We start from the raw sequence: 17,492 nt of genomic DNA, 5'->3' as shown, positions 1-17,492 counted from the left end.
CCCCACAACCACCACCACAAGGCACACCCCAACCACCCCCACACACCCCCCCACACCCCCCCACACCCCCCCCGCGGGCCGCCACGGATCGTCCGCCGCGCCCCTCCGTGGCTGTCCGGCGGCGGTTCCGTCATGGAGTTCCCGAACCGCCCGATGCTCCGTCACGCGCCGTTCACGTTCCGGTCGCTGGCCTTCGGATGAATGAGCCAGCCCACAGTTGTACAGCCAACTGTGGGCGTTCTCCCTCCCAGCCTCCGTGACCAGCCGCGCGCGGCCCCGGCACCGTCCCCCGGCGGACCGGACCCGCGGCGGCGGACAGGACAACCGTGGCCGCAGGCAGCGCCCTGACCCTGACCTCCTCCAGCAGCCCCGCCGAAGGCGACCGGCTCACCTTCCACTGGACCACCGACGCCCCCGACGCCAAGAACTGGGTCGGCATCTACGACGGCAGCCGCCGGCCCGGCACCGGCTCCTCGCTGGTGTGGAAGTACACCCCCGGCAGCTCCGGCGACGTCCAGCTCGACACCTCCGCGCTGACCGGTGGCCCGTACACCGCCTACCTGCTCGCCAAGGACGGCTACGGCGTCCTCGCCCAGACCGCCCCGTTCAGCTTCCGGCCCAAGCCCGCGGTCGTCCCCCCGCACGCCGCCGTCGACTCCTTCACCGCCACCCCGGTCGCCCCCGGCGCCGCCGTGAAGATCAAGCTCGGCGGCCTCTGGTCCCGCCCGGCCGGCAACCCCGCCGGCTCGGCTGCCTTCCGCAAGCTCGGCGGCGCGGCCTGGGCCTCGGTCGCCGCCGACGGCACGCTCACCGGTACGGCCCCCGCCACCCCCGGCCGCAACCCCGAGCTGGTGGTGGTCGGCGTCAAGGACAGCACCGGGGCCACCGACACCGTCACCGTGCTCGTCCCGGTGGTGGCTCCGACCGCCGCGCCCCGGCTCAAGGCCGCCAGCTGGAACCTGCACCAGGCGGGCTCCGGTTACACCGACGCGCTGGAGAAGCAGCTGCGCGTCGTCCTCGCCCAGGGCCTGGACGTGCTCGCCCTGCAGGAGACGGCCGGCGAGCGGGCCCAGACCCTGGCCGACGCCCTCGGCTGGTACGCCCACCAGAGCCCGGGCAGCGTCGGCATCCTCAGCCGCTACCCGCTCACCGAGCCGACCCGGGCCACCGCCGAGCTGCCCGCCGTCGCGGCCACCGTCCAGCTGCCCGGCGGCTGCGGCGTCCGGTTCTGGGCCGCGCACCTCGACGAGGCGGGCTACGGCCCGTACGCCGTCCAGGACGGCGGCACCGCCGCCCAGGTGCTGGCCGCCGAGACCGCCTCACCGCGCGTCAAGCAGGCCAAGGCGCTGGCCGCCGCCGTGCGCGCGGACCTCGCCCGGCGCGTCCCGGTGGTGCTGGCCGGTGCGCTCTCCTCGCCCTCCCACCTGGACTGGACGGCCGCCACCGCCTCCGCCCACCAGGGCGTCGGCCCGCTCGCCTGGCCGGTCACCACGGAGCTGCAGGCCGCCGGACTGACCGACACCTTCCGCGAGGAGAACCGCGACCCGGCCAAGGCCCCGGGCGTCACCTGGTCGCCCACCCGCAAGCGGCGCGGCGACCGCCCCGAGCCGCAGGACCGGATCGACGCCGTCCACTACGCCGGAGCGCTGAAGCTGGTCGAGGCGCACACCCTGGTCGCGGACTGGCCCCAGCCGGAGCCGAACACCGCCGCCAACGAGTGGCCCTCCGACACCGCCGCCGCCGTCGCCACCTTCCAGCTCTGAGAGGCCAGTCCGTGATGCCCGAGCTCTCCCGCCGCACCTTCGTCGGCGCCTCCGCGGCCGTCGGCGCCACCGCCCTGACCTGCCTGTCCGCCACCCGGGCGGACGCCGCCCCCGACGCCGCGGCCGCCACCGCCCTCACCGGCACCATCAAGGACGTCAAGCACGTCGTCGTCCTGATGCAGGAGAACCGCAGCTTCGACCACTACTTCGGCACCCTGAACGGCGTGCGCGGCTTCGGCGACAAGCAGGCCCTCCGGTTCCCGGACGGCACCGACGTGTTCCGCCAGCCCGACGCCCGCCGCAGCGACGGCGGGGTGATGCTGCCGTACCGGATGGACACCTCGAAGTACAACGCGCAGAACGCCGGCGGCCTGGCCCACGACTGGGCGACCGGCCACCAGGCCATCAACAACGGTGCGATGAACAAGTGGATCGCCGCCAAGGGCGAGCGCACCATGGGCTACTTCACCCGGGACGACATTCCCTACCAGTACGCCCTGGCCGACGCGTTCACCCTCTGCGACGCCTACTTCACCTCGCTGGCCGGCCCCACCGACCCCAACCGGCTCTACCTGTGGACCGGTACCTCCGGCCCCGGCCGGGACGGCACCACCGGCCCCTGGATCGACAACACCCCGGTCACCGACAACCCGGTCGCCGACTGGACCACCTACGCCGAGCGCCTCCAGGCGGCCGGCGTCAGCTGGCGGGTCTACCACAACCCCAGCAAGGACGACCGCACCGGCGACTACGACGACAACGCGCTCTCCTACTTCAAGCAGTTCCACAACTTCCCGAAGGACGACCCGCGTTACCTCAACGCGATGACCAAGTTCGACCCCACCGACTTCGACCGCCACTGCAAGGACGGCACCCTGCCGACCATCTCGTGGCTGGTCGCGCCCTACCTGTTCTCCGAGCACCCGGAGGCGGGCCCCGCCTACGGCGCCCACTGGGTCAACCAGGCGCTGCAGTCGCTGATGTCCAACCCGGAGGTCTGGCAGCACACCGTCTTCCTGGTCATGTACGACGAGAACGACGGCTACTTCGACCACATGGTCCCGCCCACCCCCGAGCCCGGCACCCCCGAGGAGTTCACCCAGGGCCGGGCCATCGGCCTCGGCAACCGCGTCCCGCTCTGGGTGGCGTCCCCCTGGTCGCGCGGCGGCTGGGTCAACTCCCAGGTCTTCGACCACACTTCGGTGCTGCGCCTGATGGAGCTGGTGACCGGCGTGGCCGAGCCCAACATCTCCGCCTGGCGCCGGGCCGTCTGCGGAGACCTCACCAGCTGCTTCGACTTCGCCGCCCCGGACACCTCGATCCCCCGACTGCCCGACACCAACGCCCTGATGGCGAGGGCCGACGCGGGCACCAAGCTGCCCGGCGTCGCCCTCCCGGCGACCGGCGCCCAGGCGATGCCGGTCCAGGAGCGCGGCGACCGCCCGCACCGCCCGCTGCCGTACCAGCCGTGGGCCGACGTCGAGGTGGACCGCCGGACCGGCAAGGTCACCTGCACCATGAGCAACGACGGCTCGGTGGCCTTCCCGTACACCGTCTACCCGAACATCCTGCTCCCGTTCGCGGGCACCCCGTACACCGTCGCCCCCGGCGCGACCGCGACCTACGTCTGGGACGCCGCCGCCACCGACGGCCGCTACGACTTCACCGTCCACGGCCCGGACGGCTTCGTGCGCCGCTTCGCCGGGACGGTCGTCCGGGACGGACGGGACGGCCAGAACGACATCGGCGTGCCGATCGTCACCGCCGACCTGCACGGCAGCCTCAAGCTCACCCTCCAGGTGGCCAACGACGGCCTGACGGACGTGGCCTTCACCGCCGCGCCCAACGACTTCGCGGGCAGCGCCCAGACCGTCTGGGTCAAGCCCGGCAAGCAGGTCGACCTCTCCTGGCCGCTGGACCAGCAGGGCCGCTACGACGTCGTGGTCACCGCCCACACCGGCCGGCGCTTCGTGCAGCGCTACGCGGGCTGGGTGCACTGACCCGACGCGTACGGGGCGGCGAGCCGCACCGACGCGAACCGGCCGAGGCCGTCCGGCCGGGGGCGCCGATCCGGTGACCCCCGGCCGTGGCTCGGCCGCCGCACGCGGGCCCGCCGTTACCGTCGGGCGCATGCAGAAGATCACCACCTTCCTCTGGTTCGACGACCAGGCCGAAGCGGCCGCCGCCTTCTACACCTCGCTCTTCCCCGACTCCCGGATCACCAGGGTCACCCACTACGGCGAGGGAGCCCCCGTCCAGGCCGGCTCGGTGATGACCGTCGAGTTCGAACTCGCCGGCCGGCCCTACACGGCGCTCAACGGCGGCCCCGAGTTCCACTTCACCGAGGCGATCTCGCTCCAGGTCGAGTGCGACGACCAGCGGGAGGTCGACGAACTCTGGGCCAAGCTCACCGCCGACGGCGGCCAGGAGGGCCCGTGCGGCTGGCTCAAGGACCGCTACGGCCTGTCCTGGCAGATCACCCCGCGGGTCCTGCTCGACCTGGTCGGCGACGAGGACCGGGCCAAGGCGGACCGGGTGATGGCGGTCATGCTGCGGATGGGGAAGATCGAGATCCAGCCGCTGCTCGACGCGGCCAGGGGCTGAGCCGGTGACCGCCTTCAGCCACCGCGGCATCGTCTACCTGCGCGCCACCCCGGAGCGGGTCTGGCACGCGCTCACCAACGCCGACGAGTCCGGCCTCTACTGGGGCCACCGCAACGTCTCCACCTGGCTGCCCGGCGCGCCCTGGGAGCACCAGCGCGCCGACGGCTCCGGGATCGCCGACGTGATCGGCACCGTCGAGGTGTCCGACCGCCCGCACCGGCTGGTCACCACCTGGGCGGGGCCGGAGGGGCGGCGCCCCGGCGGGCCCTCACGGGTCACCTTCGACCTCCGGCGCTGGCAGGATCTGACCCGGCTCACCGTCACCCACGAGAACCTCGCCGACGAGTCCGAGCGGGCGGACGCCGAACGGGGCTGGTCGGCGGTGCTGTCCAACCTCAAGACCTACGTGGAGACCGGCCACCCGCTGCCGCAGCAGCCCTGGCTGATGCCCTGACCTCCTGACGGCGATGCTCAGCGCCCGGCCCCCGCCGCCGGGCGCTCCCGTTCGTCCCGCCGCCGCTCCCGCACCGCGCGGCGCAGCCGGGCCAGCGGGGAGAACCGCTCCCGGCTCGCCAGCGAGGCCCGGTCCAGCTCCTCCATCAGCCGCCGGCTGCGGTGCTCGAGGTCCAGCTCGTCCAGGATCCGGTCGACCTCGGCCAGCATCGAGCCGTGCAGCTGCCAGGCCTCCGGGTGCTGCTGCACCTTGCGCAGCAGCACCTCGGCGACGTTCTCCCGGCAGGTCCAGGCCGCCGCCAGCTCGGCGGTCAGCCGCTCCTCGGCCTCTGCGGCGTTGCGGCTCACCTGGGTGGTGACCAGTACCGCGAAGCTGACCATCGCCCCGCCGACGTGCGCCAGCAGCTCCTCCAGCACGACCGCGACCTCCGGCGGGAACAGCCGCTCCTCGGGCCCGCGCCGCTTGGCCAGGTCGGTCAGGGAGCGGGCCAGCACCCGGATCACCACCACGCAGATCTCCAGGGTGTCCAACCCGGTGCGCAGCACCAGCCGGGAGAGCAGCCCCTCGCTGATCCGGGGGTTGAACCGCAGGCTGTCCTCGGCCTGGCGCAGCGCCGCGTCCACGTCCGCGATCGCCTGGTCCAGCTGGCGGGCCTCGTGCAGCCGCTCGGCGGCCCGCGCCACCGGGGTCGGCCGGCCCAGCTGTTCGGAGATGTCGAGCAGCAGCTGACGGGCCCGCCGGGCGAGGTCCTCGATCGACTCCCCGGCGGTGTCCACCCAGACCGGCGGGGCGAAGACCAGGTTGAACAGCAGGCCGACGGCCGCGCCGATCAGGGTCTCCAGCACCCGGTCCCAGGCCTGGGAGGTCAGTTTGGAGACGCCCAGGATCAGCATCGCGCTGATCGCGACCTCCTGGACGAACTCCTCGACCCGGACGAACCGCCCGATCACCAGCGAGGCCAGGATGATCAGCCCCAGGCTCCACCAGGAGAGCCCGACCACGGCGCTGAAGCCGATCGCGATCAGCACCCCGACCACCACCGAGACGACCCGGCGGACGCTGGTCTTGAGCGTCGAGTAGACGGTGACCTGCACCACCAGCAGCGCGGTGAGCGGCGCGGTCAGCGGCGCGGGCTCGCTGCTCAGCCGGGTGGCCACCGCGTACGACAGGGTGGCGGCCACGGTGGCGCGCAGCGTCTGGACGGCGAACGGGTCTCGGGCGGCGCGGCGGACCAGCGTCGGCAGGGACTCCCGGAGAAGGGCCATGAAGCCCTTCTTTCCCCGCGACCGCGGCTCACACAGCCCGTTGCCGCAGGGACTACTCGTCCAGACCCGCTCTTGCGTGGCTACTCGCGGTTGAAGCGCAGCTTCCAGGGGGCGAGGGCGGACTCCATCTGCACCCCGATGCTCATCTTGGAGGCGCCCTCGATCCGCTCCTCGAAGCGGATCGGCACCTCGCGGATGGTCAGGCCGCGCTGGATCACCCGGTAGTTCATCTCGACCTGGAACGAGTAGCCGTTGCTCTGCACGGTCGGCAGGTCGATGGCCCGCAGGGCGCTCGCCCGCCAGGCCTTGAAGCCCGCGGTGGCGTCCCGGACGCCCAGGCCGAGGATCGCGTTGACGTAGAAGTTGGCCCAGGCGGAGAGCGCCTTGCGGTGCCACGGCCACTCCTCGGCGGTCGACCCGCCGGGCACGTAGCGGGAGCCGAGCACCACGGCGGTGTCCTGGTCGGCCAGCAGGGTGGCGACCATCGCGGGTATCGCCGAGGCCGGGTGCGAGAGGTCGGCGTCCATCTGGATCACCACGTCGGCGCCCTCGTCCAGGGCCCGGGCCATGCCGGCCAGGTAGGCGCGGCCGAGGCCGTCCTTCTCGGTGCGGTGCAGCACGCCGACGGTGCCCCCGGAGTCGGCGGCGAGCTTGTCGGCGATCTCGCCGGTGCCGTCGGGGGAGTTGTCGTCGACCACCAGCAGGTGCAGCTCGGGCACCGCGAGGTCCGCGAGGAGCCCGGCGAGGACCGGAAGGTTCTCCCGCTCGTTGTACGTGGGGACGACGACAACGACCTTCGGGGAGGCCTCGACCATGTTCTGTTTCCCTCGTGCCCTCGCCGGCCGGCACCAGGGCCACACCGGTCGGTTGTCCTGTGACGACCTGCGCTGCTGTTAGACCGTGCGAGTGTAGCCGGATCAACGGCTCCTTCCGGCCCCGGGGCGGACGGGGCAGGGCTCGGACGGGGTCGGGAAGGCCGGTTCGACCGCGATGGACCACGGTGGGTCGTGCTGGTGTGCTGGTGTGCTGGCGTGCGGGACCGCGACGGACCCGTGCTGGACCGCTACGCCGTGCCGTAGACGGCGGCCAGGTTGTCCTGCGCGGGGTGGGTGCGTGCGGCCGGACCGGCGGCGAAGGCGCGCAGGACGTTCTCGGTGACCTTGCGGACCACGTCCCCGGCGTGGGAGTCGATGCCGTGGTCGGCCTTGCCGCCGCCGGGGCCGCGCGCGTCCAGGGCCTCCACCCAGCGCATCGTCCCACTGGCGAAGACTCCGGCGCCGCTGGGCACGGTGTAGTACGCGGTGTCGGAGTGGGAGCGCCGGCCCTCGCAGACCACCGGGGAGTGGGCGATCACCTCGATCGGGCGCGGGGTGGGGAAGCCGGTGTCGACCCGGTCGTACTCGACGCCGACCAGGTGCGGGAAGGACGCCCCGGCCACCACGCCGGTGCCCTCGAAGGCCCAGTGCCCCGGCGAGGTGACCACGTACGGGGCGTCCACCGGGTAGCCGTCGTAGATCACGCCGAGCATCGAGCTCTCCGGGTCGGCGCCGGGGCCGGCCCGGAAGTCGGTGGTCGCCGGGGAGCCCGCCTGGTAGCCGGGGTCCTGCGCCCAGGCGGCCTTGTAGCAGACCACCGTGCGGTCCGGTCCGAGCTCGGTGGGCTCGAAGCGGATCCGCCGGAAGCAGCAGTTGGCGCCGAGGACCGCCAGGTTCGTCCCGGTGTCCCGGGCAGCCACCACGTTGGTGCGCTGCTCGGGGGACCAGTACTCGTCGTGGCCGAGCGAGAGGACGGCGCTCGCGCCGCGCAGCAGCCCCGGTTCGCGGGCCACGTCGATCCCGGTGGTGTAGGCGAGCGGCAGCCCGAGTCGCTCGGCCAGGGCGATCAGCGGTGCCTCGTAGACCAGGAACAGCCCGGCGCCGTGGTCGTAGTCGTACGGCCGGTCGAAGACGACCCGCAGCGAGCGGGTGGCCAGGCCGCCGGTCGGGCCGTTGTAGAGGCTGTGGCCGCCCCACTCGTTGTAGGCCTGCCAGGTCGCCGGGGCGCTCATCACCACGGTCTTCCCGGCGGTGCTCGCGGAGCGGACGGTGAGCGGGACGTAGCTGCGGCCGGAGCCGTCCTCGGCGTCCAGACGCAGCAGGTAGGCGCCCTCGGGCCAGCCGGTGGTGTCCACGGCGAGGGTGCGTTGCCAGCCGGTCAGCACGGTGCGGGTGACCTGGTCCACGTGCGGGGCGGCCTGTTTGGCACCGGGGACGTGCTCACGGCGCCAGACCAGCCGGGCCCGGGCGCCGCCGTACCAGCCCATCCGGTAGGCGGAGACGGTGAAGGAGGCGGCGGGGGTGGAGACGTGCAGGCCGAAGGACTCGCCGGGCAGCACGCTGACCCGGTCGGCGAAGCCCTCGACGGCGCCGGCCCGGCCGGGGTCGGTGATCTCCCAGTCCGGGTTGCCGGGCAGGGACTGCTCGTTCGGCGGGTCGCCCTCCGGTCCGGCGTGCTGGGCGGCGGTGGGTGCGGCCGTGCCGGGAGCACCCTGGGGGTCCGGCGTGGGGTGCGGGGCGGCGCCCGGGTGCTGGGCGCCGCAGGAGGTGACGGCGGCCGCCATCAGGCCCAGGCCCAGGATCCCCCGCCGACTCGGTTCCGCCACCGCTGTCTCCCTGCCGTCCGCCGCCGATCCCATGGGCGCGTCAACCTGGTGAGTCAATGCGCGCGGACATCTATACCCCTTGCGGGTGGGGCTGGTGCACCGCCGCGCCGGGGCCGCCGACCAGCGTCGGGCGGCCGGCGCCAGCCCGGAGGGCCGGACGGGCGCATCCCGGCGTGTTGGCCCGCGAGGCTGCCGGACCGCCCCGGCCCGGTCCCCTAGCCTGACCAGGCCCGCCGTCCGGCGGCCTTGGGGGTCCGGAACCGCGCGGCGGCCGGCCGAAGTCGTGGACAGGGGTGTACGTGGTCTCGTCGGGTTCGGCCGCACCGGGAGCAGCCCCTTCGACTCCGTCCACGCGGGGCACCAGGTTCCGTGCGTGGCTGCTCGAAGGCCTCTCGGACATGGCGAAGCAGCACCCCGGTCCGCACGCCGAGGCACCCGCCGAGAAGGGCGCGCACTGGTGGCGGGTCATGTGCCTGACCGGCCTCGACTACTTCTCGACGCTCGGCTACCAGCCCGGCATCGCCGCCCTCGCGGCCGGCCTGCTGTCGCCGATCGCCACGGTCGTCCTGGTGCTGGTCACCCTGTGCGGCGCGCTGCCGGTCTACCGGCGGGTGGCCATCGAGAGCCCGCACGGCCAGGGCTCGATCGCCATGCTGGAGCGGCTGCTGTCGTTCTGGCAGGGCAAGCTCTTCGTGCTGACCCTGCTCGGCTTCGCCGCCACCGACTTCATGATCACCATCACCCTGTCGGCCGCCGACGCGACCGCCCACCTGATCGAGAACCCGCACCTGCACAGCGCCCTGTCCGGCAAGCAGGTGATGCTCACCCTCATCCTGGTGGCGCTGCTCGGCGCGGTGTTCCTGAAGGGCTTCAGCGAGGCCATCGGCCTGGCCGTCGTCCTGGTCGCGGTCTACCTCACGCTCAACGTGGTCGTGGTGGCCAACGGCATCTGGCACGTCCTCAAGGAACCCCAGGTGTTCGGCGACTGGACGGACGGGCTGACCGCCGAGCACGGCAACGCGTTCGCGATGATCGGCGTGGCGCTGATCGTCTTCCCCAAACTCGCGCTCGGCCTCTCCGGCTTCGAGACCGGCGTCGCCGTGATGCCCCACATCGAGGGCGACCCGGACGACACCGAGGAGAAGCCCACCGGCCGCATCCGCGGCGCCCGCCACCTGCTCACCACCGCCGCCGTGATCATGAGCGTCTTCCTGATCGCCACCAGCCTCATCACGACCCTGCTGATCCCCGCGGACGCTTTCAAGAGCGGTGGCCCGGCCAACGGCCGCGCCCTCGCCTACCTCGCCCACGAGAACCTGGGCAGCGCCTTCGGCAGTGTCTACGACCTGTCGACCATCGCCATCCTCTGGTTCGCCGGCGCCTCCGCCATGGCGGGACTGCTCAACCTGATGCCCCGCTACCTGCCGCGCTACGGCATGGCCCCGCACTGGGCCCGGGCGGTGCGGCCGACGGTGATCGTGCTGACCCTGATCGCGTTCCTGGTCACCTGGATCTTCGACGCCAACGTCGACGCCCAGGGCGGCGCGTACGCGACCGGTGTGCTGGTGCTGATCAGCTCCGCCGCGGTCGCCGTCACCATCGCCGCCCGCAAGGCCGGGGAACGGCGCTGGACCGTCACCTTCGCGGTGATCGCCGCCGTGTTCCTCTACACCACCGCCGTGAACATCGCCGAACGGCCGGACGGCGTCAAGATCGGCGCCTGCTTCATCGCGGGCATCATGCTGGTTTCCTTCCTCTCCCGGCTCAAGCGCGCCTTCGAACTGCGCGTCACCGACGTGGTCCTGGACGAGGTCGCGGAGCGCTTCGTCCGGGACTACACCCACCGACCGCTGCGCCTGATCGCCAACGAGCCCAACAGTCGGGACATCGCCGAGTACCGGGACAAGATCCGGCAGATCCGTGCCGACAACGACATCCCGGCGGAGGACGACCTGGTCTTCGTCGAGGTCACCGTGCTCGACCCGTCCGACTTCGAGGCCGAACTGACGGTGCGCGGGGAGGTGCTGCACGAGCGCTACCGGGTGCTCTCGCTGCAGAGCTCCAGCGTGCCCAACGCGCTGGCCGCGCTGCTGCTGCGGGTGCGCGACCTCACCGGGCAGCAGCCGCACATCTACTTCGAGTGGACCGAGGGCAACCCCTTCGCCCAGTTCATGCGGTTCTTCCTGTTCGGGCAGGGCGAGATCGCGCCGGTCACCCGCGAGGTGCTCCGCGAGGCCGAGCCCGACCGGGCCCGCCGGCCCGCGGTGCACGTCGGCTAGCTGTTCTGTCCCGGGTGGTCCGGACCCACGGGTCGGACCACCCGGGGGTGTGATCAGCGGGGGTTGCGGTTCTTGCTCCAGGCCGGTGCGACGATGGCCACCAGGGCCACGGCGAAGCCGAGTTGGAGGACGTGACGGATCCAGTCGATGCCGGAGGTGTGGCGGACACCGATCCAGCCGGAGACGGCGTTGCCCAGCCAGGCTCCGGCGGCGCCGAGCAGCATGGTCAGCCACCACGGGATCGACTGCGGCCCGCGCAGGATCAGCTTGGCGAGCACGCCGAGCACGAAGCCGATGAGCAGAATCCAGAGGAGCTGGAACATCGCTGTCCACCTTCCCGGCGCGGCCGGAGGGTGCCGGTGCGCCGAATCGCCGAAGACACGGTTCGTCCCATGATCACCCGGTTCGGCCGAACGGGCACGTCGGGGAGGGGCGCCCCACTCCGCCGTGCCGAGTCCGGAGAGGAACTCCTGGCAGCTCAAGCGCGTCTCCTGAGCCGGGCTGCCCGGCGGGGTCAGAGCTCACGGACGTCCGCGACGGCCTCGCGGACGTCCGGGTCCGGATCCTCGGCGAGGCCGTCCAGCAGTTCGGTGACACCCGGTGTGGACCAGCCCTGGACCGCCCGGACCAGTTCCTGACGGACGCCCGGATCGGGGTGGGCGGCCAGTCGGGCGAGGCGCTCCACCGGGCCGCGGCGGCGCAGGCCGAACCAGTGCAGGGCGGAGCGCAGTGCGTCCGGGTCGCCGGGATCGCCCGCCGCCTCGATCCGGGCGAGCAGCACGGGCACGGGTGGCGGCGGGCCGTCCAGCGGGTGCGGATGGCGCTCGCGCAGCCGCCGGCCACCGTACTCGCCGCGGATCCGGCAGCCGAAGCAGGTGCACGGCCGGGTGCCGTGGGCGTCCGGGAGGTAGCGCCAGCCCGCGACCTGTGGCACCGCGCGGACCCGGTGCACCTCGCGGGCGCCCACCGCGCGCGGTACGACGACCTCCCAGCCGCGCGGGTCCGGCAGGGCGGCGATCCGGGCGACCGCCTCGGCGGCGGTCAGCCACCGCTGGGCCTCCTTGGCGCGGTCCCGGTAGTGCCCGACCAGCACCTGCTGGGCGTCGTCCAGTCGGACGTGCACCGCGGCCAGCGAACCCTTCGGGCCGAACCGGGCCAGCTCGCGCAGCCACTGGTGGGTGAGGGCGTACGAGGGCAGCACGGGGAAGCAGTACACCCCGCGCACTCCGCCCTGGCCTCGGCTGTCGGCCCGGATCCCGGCGCGGCGGATGCGCGGCGTGTTCGCCGTGGACGTCAGGTGCACGAACATCGCCATGGGAGCGGATGGTAGCCGGTCCGGGGGGCGTGGCTCGACGGGTCGACGGGTCGACGGGCTGACGCGTCAACGGGCTGACGGGTCAGCGGGCTGACGGGTCAGCGGGCTCGCGGGCGGCTACGCCGGGCGCTCCGGGCCGGTGCGGCGGTCGATCAGGGCGGCCAGGCCGTCCATGATGCGGGCCAGGCCGAAGTCCAGGGCCTGGTCGCGTCCGTCCGGTTCGGCCATCGCGGCGGCCACGGCGGGGTAGCGGTCGGCGTGCCGTTGCACCACGGTGCCGAGAGCGGCGAGGAGTTCGGCCTCGGGGGAGCCGTCCGGGCCGACCGCGCGGGTCTGTTCGGCGATGGTGCGCACGTGCCCGGAGAGCAGCACGGCGGCGTCCATCCGTTCGGCGCCGCTCAGCCCGTGGCCGTCGAGGGCGGCCACCACCCGCTCCAGCCAGGCGAGTTCCCTCGGGCCGGGCACCCGGGGGCCGAGGGTGGCGTCCAGCAGCCAGGGGTGGCGGGCGAAGGCGGCGGACAACTGGTTCGACCAGGCGGTGAGTTGCTCCCGCCAGCCGGGTCCGTCCGCGGCCGCGGTGGGCTCGCCGAGGGCCGACTCGACCATCAGCGCGAGGAGTTCGGCCTTGCCGGGGACGTACCGGTAGAGCGACATCTTGGTGAAGTCGAGCATCCCGGCGACCTTCTGCATGGAGACCGCGCCCAGCCCCTCCGCGTCCGCCACCTCGACGCCGGCGGCGGCGATCCGCTCCAGGCTGAGGGCCGGCTTGGGTCCGCGGGTCGGCCGCGCGGGCTGCTCCCAGAGCAGTCGCACCGTGTCGTTCGCCGTCTCGCCCATCGTCCGCTCCCGTCCCGGGGGTTGCCCGCGCCCGCCAACTGTGTCTACCGTACACAGCAACAAATAGTGTCCGTTGGACACAGTTTCCGATCCTCGGACGGAGTGGTTCCCATGAGCGCTTCCGCACGCACCCGCACCAGGGTGCTGATCTCGGGCGCGAGCATCGCCGGCCCCGCACTGGCGCACTGGCTGGGCCGGTACGGCTTCGAGGTCACCGTGGTCGAACTCGCGCCCGCACTGCGCGGCGGCGGGCAGAACGTCGACTTCCGGGGGCGGACCCATCGCACCGTGCTGGAGCGGATGGGCGTGCTGGACGAACTGCGCGCCCTCGACACCGGCGGCAGCCCGATCACCTTCGTGGACCGGCGCGGCCGCCGACTGCTGCACCTGCCCGCCGAGTTCGCGGGCGGCGAGCTGGAGATCCCGCGCGGAGAACTGGCGCAGGTGCTCCACCGGCACAGCGCCCCCCGCGCCGAGTACGTCTTCGGCGACACCGTCGAAACCCTGGAGGAGACGGCCGGCGGAGTACGGGTCGCCTTCCGGCACGGCGCACCGCGCGAGTTCGACCTGGTGATCGGCGCCGACGGGCTGCACTCCACCGTGCGGCGGCTCGCCTTCGGCCCCGAGCAGCGGTTCGTCCGCCACCTCGGCTACTACGCGGCCACCTGGCAGCTGCCGAACGACGGCGGCCTGCCGGAGGGCGGAGCCGGCCTGAACGTCCCCGGCCGGCTGATGTCCGTCGGCGCCGACCCCCGCGACCCGGCCCGGGCGGGGGCCTTCTGCCTCTTCGCCTCGCCCGAACTGCGCTACGACCGCCATGACACCGGGCAGCAGAAGGCGCTGGTCCGGGACGCCTTCGCGGGCCTCGGCTGGCTCGTGCCGCAGTTGCTCCGGAGCCTGGACGCCGCGCCCGAGCTGTACTTCGACTCGATCAGCCGCGCCGACGTCCCCAGCTGGTCCACCGGCCGGATCGCCCTGCTCGGCGACGCCGCCTGCGGTGCCACGATCGGCGGGATGGGCACCGGCACGGCCGTGGTGGCCGCCTACGTCCTCGCCGGTGAGCTGGCGCTGGCCCGTGGCGACCACCGGACCGCCTTCACCCGGTACGAGCGGCTGCTGCGCGGCTACGCCCGGGGCTGCCAGAAGGGCGGCGACCGCACCGGCCCCTTCCTGGCACCGCGCACCGGGGCCGGACTGCGGCTGCGCAACGGGCTGCTCAACCGGAGGTGGGTGCTGGACCGGATGCTGGAGCTCGGCAAGCAGGTCTCCAGCGTCGAACTGCCGGACTACGCGGCGCTCCTGGCGGGTGATGCGGTCAGTGCGGCGGGCTGATCCGGTTGCCGTTGTCGAGCACGGCCTCGACCTGGACGACGCCCCGGGCGGGTCGCTCGATCGCCAGGGTGCGGTCCGGGGCGGGGCGGTCGGCCGACCAGTCCGGGCCCTTGACGGACAGTCGGGTGACCCGCTGACTGCCCGCCGCGAGCAGGTAGTCCGCGCCCTGGGGGGAGTGCCACCACGTCCAGGCCACGGTGTCCTGCTCGAAGTGGCTGCACGAGCGGCCCGGGCCGCCGCCGGTGCGCTGGGGCCCCCGGGCGGTCGGAAGCAGTACGGCGGTGGCCGCGCTGCCCTCGCCCGTCCAGCGGTCGGCGCGCAGGCAGAACCAGGCGGCCGAGCCCCCGTTCTGCGGCAGCGACTGCACCGCGAACGCCCACAGGTTGAGCTGCTTGACGCCCGGTGTACCGTCCGGCACCGCGCAGCCGGCCCGGGCCCAGGCCTGCAGCGCCTCGGGGGCGACCACCTCGCGCGGCTCGCGGGCGGGCTGGCCGCGGTCCGGCGGCGGGGTGTAGCTCAGGTGCGCCGGGAGGAGGCCGCCGACGTCGGCCAGCAGGAAGGCGTGCTTCTCGGCGATCACCGGGGAGGAGTGCAGTTGGAGCACGGTGGCGCCGCGGCAATCCGCCGGGCCGCCGCCCGGCGTGGCCGCGGTGACCCCGCCGGGGTGGTCCAGCGGGCGGGCGGCGGCGTCGGGCTGGTCGATCCGGCGGGTCTCGGCGGTGTCCACCCAGGGCGCCAGCAGGTAGCGCAGGGCGGTGCCCTGACGGCTGAGCACCACCGCGCCCGCCGTGGTCGGGTCCGAGGCGTCGGCTCGGGCGAGGTCCAGCCCGCCGCCGGGCCCGTCGGCGAACCGGGCGATCCGGCGGCCGTCGTACAGCACCGCCACACCCGTACCGTCCACCGTCCCGGCGAACAGCAACTGCGGTGGGGTGCCGGGCGGGGCGGTGTCGGTGCCCGGTTCGGCACGGGTCCGCGGGCCCGGCTGCGACCAGGCGGCCAGGGCGCGGCCGAGCAGGGCGCCGTCCTCGCGCCGGTCGCCGCGCGCGGGCCAGGCGGTGAAGTCGACCCGCGCGGTGTGCTGCCAGGCGTCCGGCGCCACCCGGACCAGCCGGGCCGGGTCGGTCGGGCCGGGCCGGCCGCCGTCCGGCGCCACGGCGCTGCCCGCCGGAGTGGAACCGCCGCCCAGCACCGCCGCCGTCGTGGTCAGCCCGAGTACCCCGACCACCAGTGCGGCGGCGAGCGTACGGCGGCGGCGCAGCAGGTCGGTGGGCTGCACCCGGACGGCGCACGGGTCGAACGCGGGGGGTTCGGCCTCCGGCCCGGCCGGGACCTCGGCGGCGGCCGCGACCGCCTCCTCCGGTCGGGCCACCCCGGCCTCCCGCAGCACCTCCACCGCCTGCGGCCCGGTCAGCTCCTCCACCGCCAGGAGCGCGAACGCGGCCCGGGCCGGGGCGTCGAGTGCGCCGAGCGCGTGGTCCAGCGCGGCGTCCTGCTCGCCGCCGTGCGGGGTGAACAGCCGCAGGCCCCAGACCCGGGGCGCCAGCAGCCGGGCGCCGGGCCGGGGCCGCAGTGCGGCGTGCAGCACCCGGCGGCGCAGGGCCGCGTACACCGGGTCCGTGGTGGCGGGCTCGGTCGGGGCGGGCTGGGCGACTGTGGGGTCGGCCACTGGGGGATCGGGGTGGCGGGTCCACCGGAAGGGCAGGGCGCGCTGGACGGCGGCGTGGGCGGCGAGCACCCGGCTGTGCCGGTCGCGGTCGGCCGGCAGGGCGAGGTAGGCGAGCCGCACCAGCCTGCGGTAGTGGTGCACCAGCGCGGCCTCGGCCTCCGCCACCGGGCGCGCCCACGCACCCCGGCTCGCCGGTGGCTTCCCCGCCGTCCGTCCTGCCAACGGGCCCTCCCGGTGCCGTGCGTACTGTCGTGGTGGACGGTCCAACGAGTCGATCATGTGATGGTTGCGCCGTCCGGGGTGGACGCCGGTGCGGCAGCGGCGGGCGGTCCGCGTCCCCGCTCCGTACCGCTGTCCGTAGCGCTGCTCCGGAGTGCGCTTGTGCGAGTGCCCGCCGAAGTCGTTCGTCGGAGGAATGTTCGCAGGTCAGGGCCCTTGGTCCCACCCATTCGGCCCCTTGGCCCCTGGCGGTCCGCGCGGCCGGGCGCCATGCTGCCGGTACCGGCCGGGACGATCCGCATCCGGTCGGACCAACATCGTTGGACGAGGTGAACCGGCGTGCCGCATGCCACCGTCGAAACTGTGATGACCAGCCCCGTGGTCCGGATCGCACCCGAGACCGGATTCCGGGAGATCGTCGCGCTGCTGACCGAGTACGACATCACCGGGGTACCGGTGGTGGACCCGGACGGGCGGCCGCTCGGGCTGGTGTCGGAGGCGGACCTGCTGCGCACCCTGGCCGCGCAGGAAGACCTCGGCAGTCTGCTGCCCCCGCCCGAGTCGGCGCGGGCCGGGCAGGGCGGCGAGATCACGGCGGCGGACCTGATGACGGCCCAGCCGGTCTGCACCACGCCCGACAGCAGCGTGGTCGCGGCGGCCCGGCTGATGAGCCGGCACGGGCTGAAGCGGCTGCCGGTGCTGGACGAGGAGGGGCGGGTCGTCGGCATGGTGAGCCGCGGGGACCTGCTGCGGGTGTTCCTGCGCGAGGACCGGGTGATCCGGCGGGAGATCGTCGAGGAGGTGCTCGGCCGGATCGACGGGGTGAGCCCGGCGGAGATCGGGGTGGAGGTGGACCAGGGCCGGGTGGTGCTCAGCGGCACCGTGCCCGAGGCGCACCTGGTGCCGATCGTGCTGAACCTGTGCCGCTCGGTGGACGGGGTGGTCTCGGTGACCGACCGGCTCCGGGCCGGAGGTGCCACGGCCTCGGTCGGCTGAGCGGTCGATCGTCGGCTCCGGCGTCGGCTCAGGATTGTCGTGGTCGTGTCGGCCCGATTCGCATACTGCGGAGCGTATCGGGGAACTCACCCTGTGTGCCTGGCGGTTCGGACTGCCGGGA

General features: G+C 73.9%; 14 protein-coding genes. 7 read left to right on the top strand and 7 right to left on the bottom strand.

Annotated features, from left to right (window positions below):
• Positions 1 to 326: 326 nt before the first annotated feature.
• From ACFWIS_RS02155 to ACFWIS_RS02140, 4 genes are all read left to right on the top strand, one after another.
• Complete coding sequence (locus ACFWIS_RS02155; protein WP_380452357.1) at positions 327 to 1,763, top strand: endonuclease/exonuclease/phosphatase family protein; 1,437 nt, start codon at positions 327 to 329, stop codon at positions 1,761 to 1,763.
• A 14-nt stretch (positions 1,764 to 1,777) separates the two neighbouring features.
• Positions 1,778 to 3,763, top strand: a complete 1,986-nt coding sequence (locus ACFWIS_RS02150) for a phosphocholine-specific phospholipase C (RefSeq protein WP_380452359.1) — start codon at positions 1,778 to 1,780, stop codon at positions 3,761 to 3,763.
• 130 nt (positions 3,764 to 3,893) lie between these two features.
• Positions 3,894 to 4,367 (top strand): VOC family protein, encoded by a 474-nt coding sequence (locus ACFWIS_RS02145; RefSeq protein ID WP_380452361.1) that lies wholly within the window; start codon positions 3,894 to 3,896, stop codon positions 4,365 to 4,367.
• Between the two features lie 4 nt (positions 4,368 to 4,371).
• On the top strand, positions 4,372 to 4,821 hold the full coding sequence (locus tag ACFWIS_RS02140) for an SRPBCC family protein (RefSeq protein ID WP_380452363.1): 450 nt from the start codon (positions 4,372 to 4,374) through the stop codon (positions 4,819 to 4,821).
• A 17-nt stretch (positions 4,822 to 4,838) separates the two neighbouring features.
• Here the strand turns inward: ACFWIS_RS02140 and ACFWIS_RS02135 are convergent, their stop codons facing one another.
• The 3 genes from ACFWIS_RS02135 to ACFWIS_RS02125 form a co-directional block, all read right to left on the bottom strand.
• Complete coding sequence (locus ACFWIS_RS02135) at positions 4,839 to 6,086, bottom strand: aromatic acid exporter family protein (protein WP_380452365.1); 1,248 nt, start codon at positions 6,084 to 6,086, stop codon at positions 4,839 to 4,841.
• Between the two features lie 80 nt (positions 6,087 to 6,166).
• On the bottom strand, positions 6,167 to 6,901 hold the full coding sequence (locus ACFWIS_RS02130) for a polyprenol monophosphomannose synthase (protein ID WP_380452367.1): 735 nt from the start codon (positions 6,899 to 6,901) through the stop codon (positions 6,167 to 6,169).
• Between the two features lie 248 nt (positions 6,902 to 7,149).
• On the bottom strand, positions 7,150 to 8,727 hold the full coding sequence (locus ACFWIS_RS02125) for a N,N-dimethylformamidase beta subunit family domain-containing protein (protein WP_380452368.1): 1,578 nt from the start codon (positions 8,725 to 8,727) through the stop codon (positions 7,150 to 7,152).
• 398 nt (positions 8,728 to 9,125) lie between these two features.
• Between ACFWIS_RS02125 and ACFWIS_RS02120 the strand changes: the two genes are divergently transcribed.
• The gene (locus ACFWIS_RS02120; RefSeq protein ID WP_380452370.1) at positions 9,126 to 11,006 is read left to right on the top strand and encodes an amino acid transporter; all 1,881 of its coding nucleotides are present in this window, start codon (positions 9,126 to 9,128) and stop codon (positions 11,004 to 11,006) included.
• Between the two features lie 53 nt (positions 11,007 to 11,059).
• On the opposite strand, the gene ACFWIS_RS02115 is transcribed toward ACFWIS_RS02120, so the two are convergent.
• From ACFWIS_RS02115 to ACFWIS_RS02105, 3 genes are all read right to left on the bottom strand, one after another.
• Positions 11,060 to 11,329, bottom strand: a complete 270-nt coding sequence (locus ACFWIS_RS02115; RefSeq protein ID WP_380452371.1) for a GlsB/YeaQ/YmgE family stress response membrane protein — start codon at positions 11,327 to 11,329, stop codon at positions 11,060 to 11,062.
• Positions 11,330 to 11,520: 191 nt separating this feature from the next.
• Positions 11,521 to 12,321: a HEAT repeat domain-containing protein gene (locus ACFWIS_RS02110; RefSeq protein ID WP_380452373.1), complete on the bottom strand. Its 801-nt coding sequence runs from the start codon at positions 12,319 to 12,321 to the stop codon at positions 11,521 to 11,523.
• A gap of 117 nt (positions 12,322 to 12,438) precedes the next feature.
• Complete coding sequence (locus tag ACFWIS_RS02105; RefSeq protein ID WP_380452375.1) at positions 12,439 to 13,158, bottom strand: TetR/AcrR family transcriptional regulator; 720 nt, start codon at positions 13,156 to 13,158, stop codon at positions 12,439 to 12,441.
• A 111-nt stretch (positions 13,159 to 13,269) separates the two neighbouring features.
• Between ACFWIS_RS02105 and ACFWIS_RS02100 the strand changes: the two genes are divergently transcribed.
• Positions 13,270 to 14,490 carry an FAD-dependent monooxygenase gene (locus ACFWIS_RS02100; protein ID WP_380452377.1) on the top strand — a complete coding sequence of 407 codons (1,221 nt, stop codon included), beginning with the start codon at positions 13,270 to 13,272 and terminating at the stop codon, positions 14,488 to 14,490.
• Here ACFWIS_RS02100 and ACFWIS_RS02095 read toward each other — a convergent pair.
• Positions 14,474 to 16,321, bottom strand: coding sequence for a hypothetical protein (locus ACFWIS_RS02095; RefSeq protein WP_380452379.1), 1,848 nt, complete (start codon positions 16,319 to 16,321; stop codon positions 14,474 to 14,476). The genes ACFWIS_RS02100 and ACFWIS_RS02095 overlap by 17 nt on opposite strands.
• A 420-nt stretch (positions 16,322 to 16,741) precedes the next feature.
• Between ACFWIS_RS02095 and ACFWIS_RS02090 the strand changes: the two genes are divergently transcribed.
• Positions 16,742 to 17,371: a CBS domain-containing protein gene (locus tag ACFWIS_RS02090; RefSeq protein ID WP_380452381.1), complete on the top strand. Its 630-nt coding sequence runs from the start codon at positions 16,742 to 16,744 to the stop codon at positions 17,369 to 17,371.
• Positions 17,372 to 17,492 lie beyond the last annotated feature (121 nt).

The sequence above is a fragment of the Kitasatospora sp. NPDC127060 genome (assembly GCF_042724935.1).
Lineage (GTDB): Bacteria > Actinomycetota > Actinomycetes > Streptomycetales > Streptomycetaceae > Kitasatospora.
The sequence above is the reverse complement of the archived record's forward strand: the minus strand, read 5'-3'. Positions and strand labels throughout refer to the sequence as shown.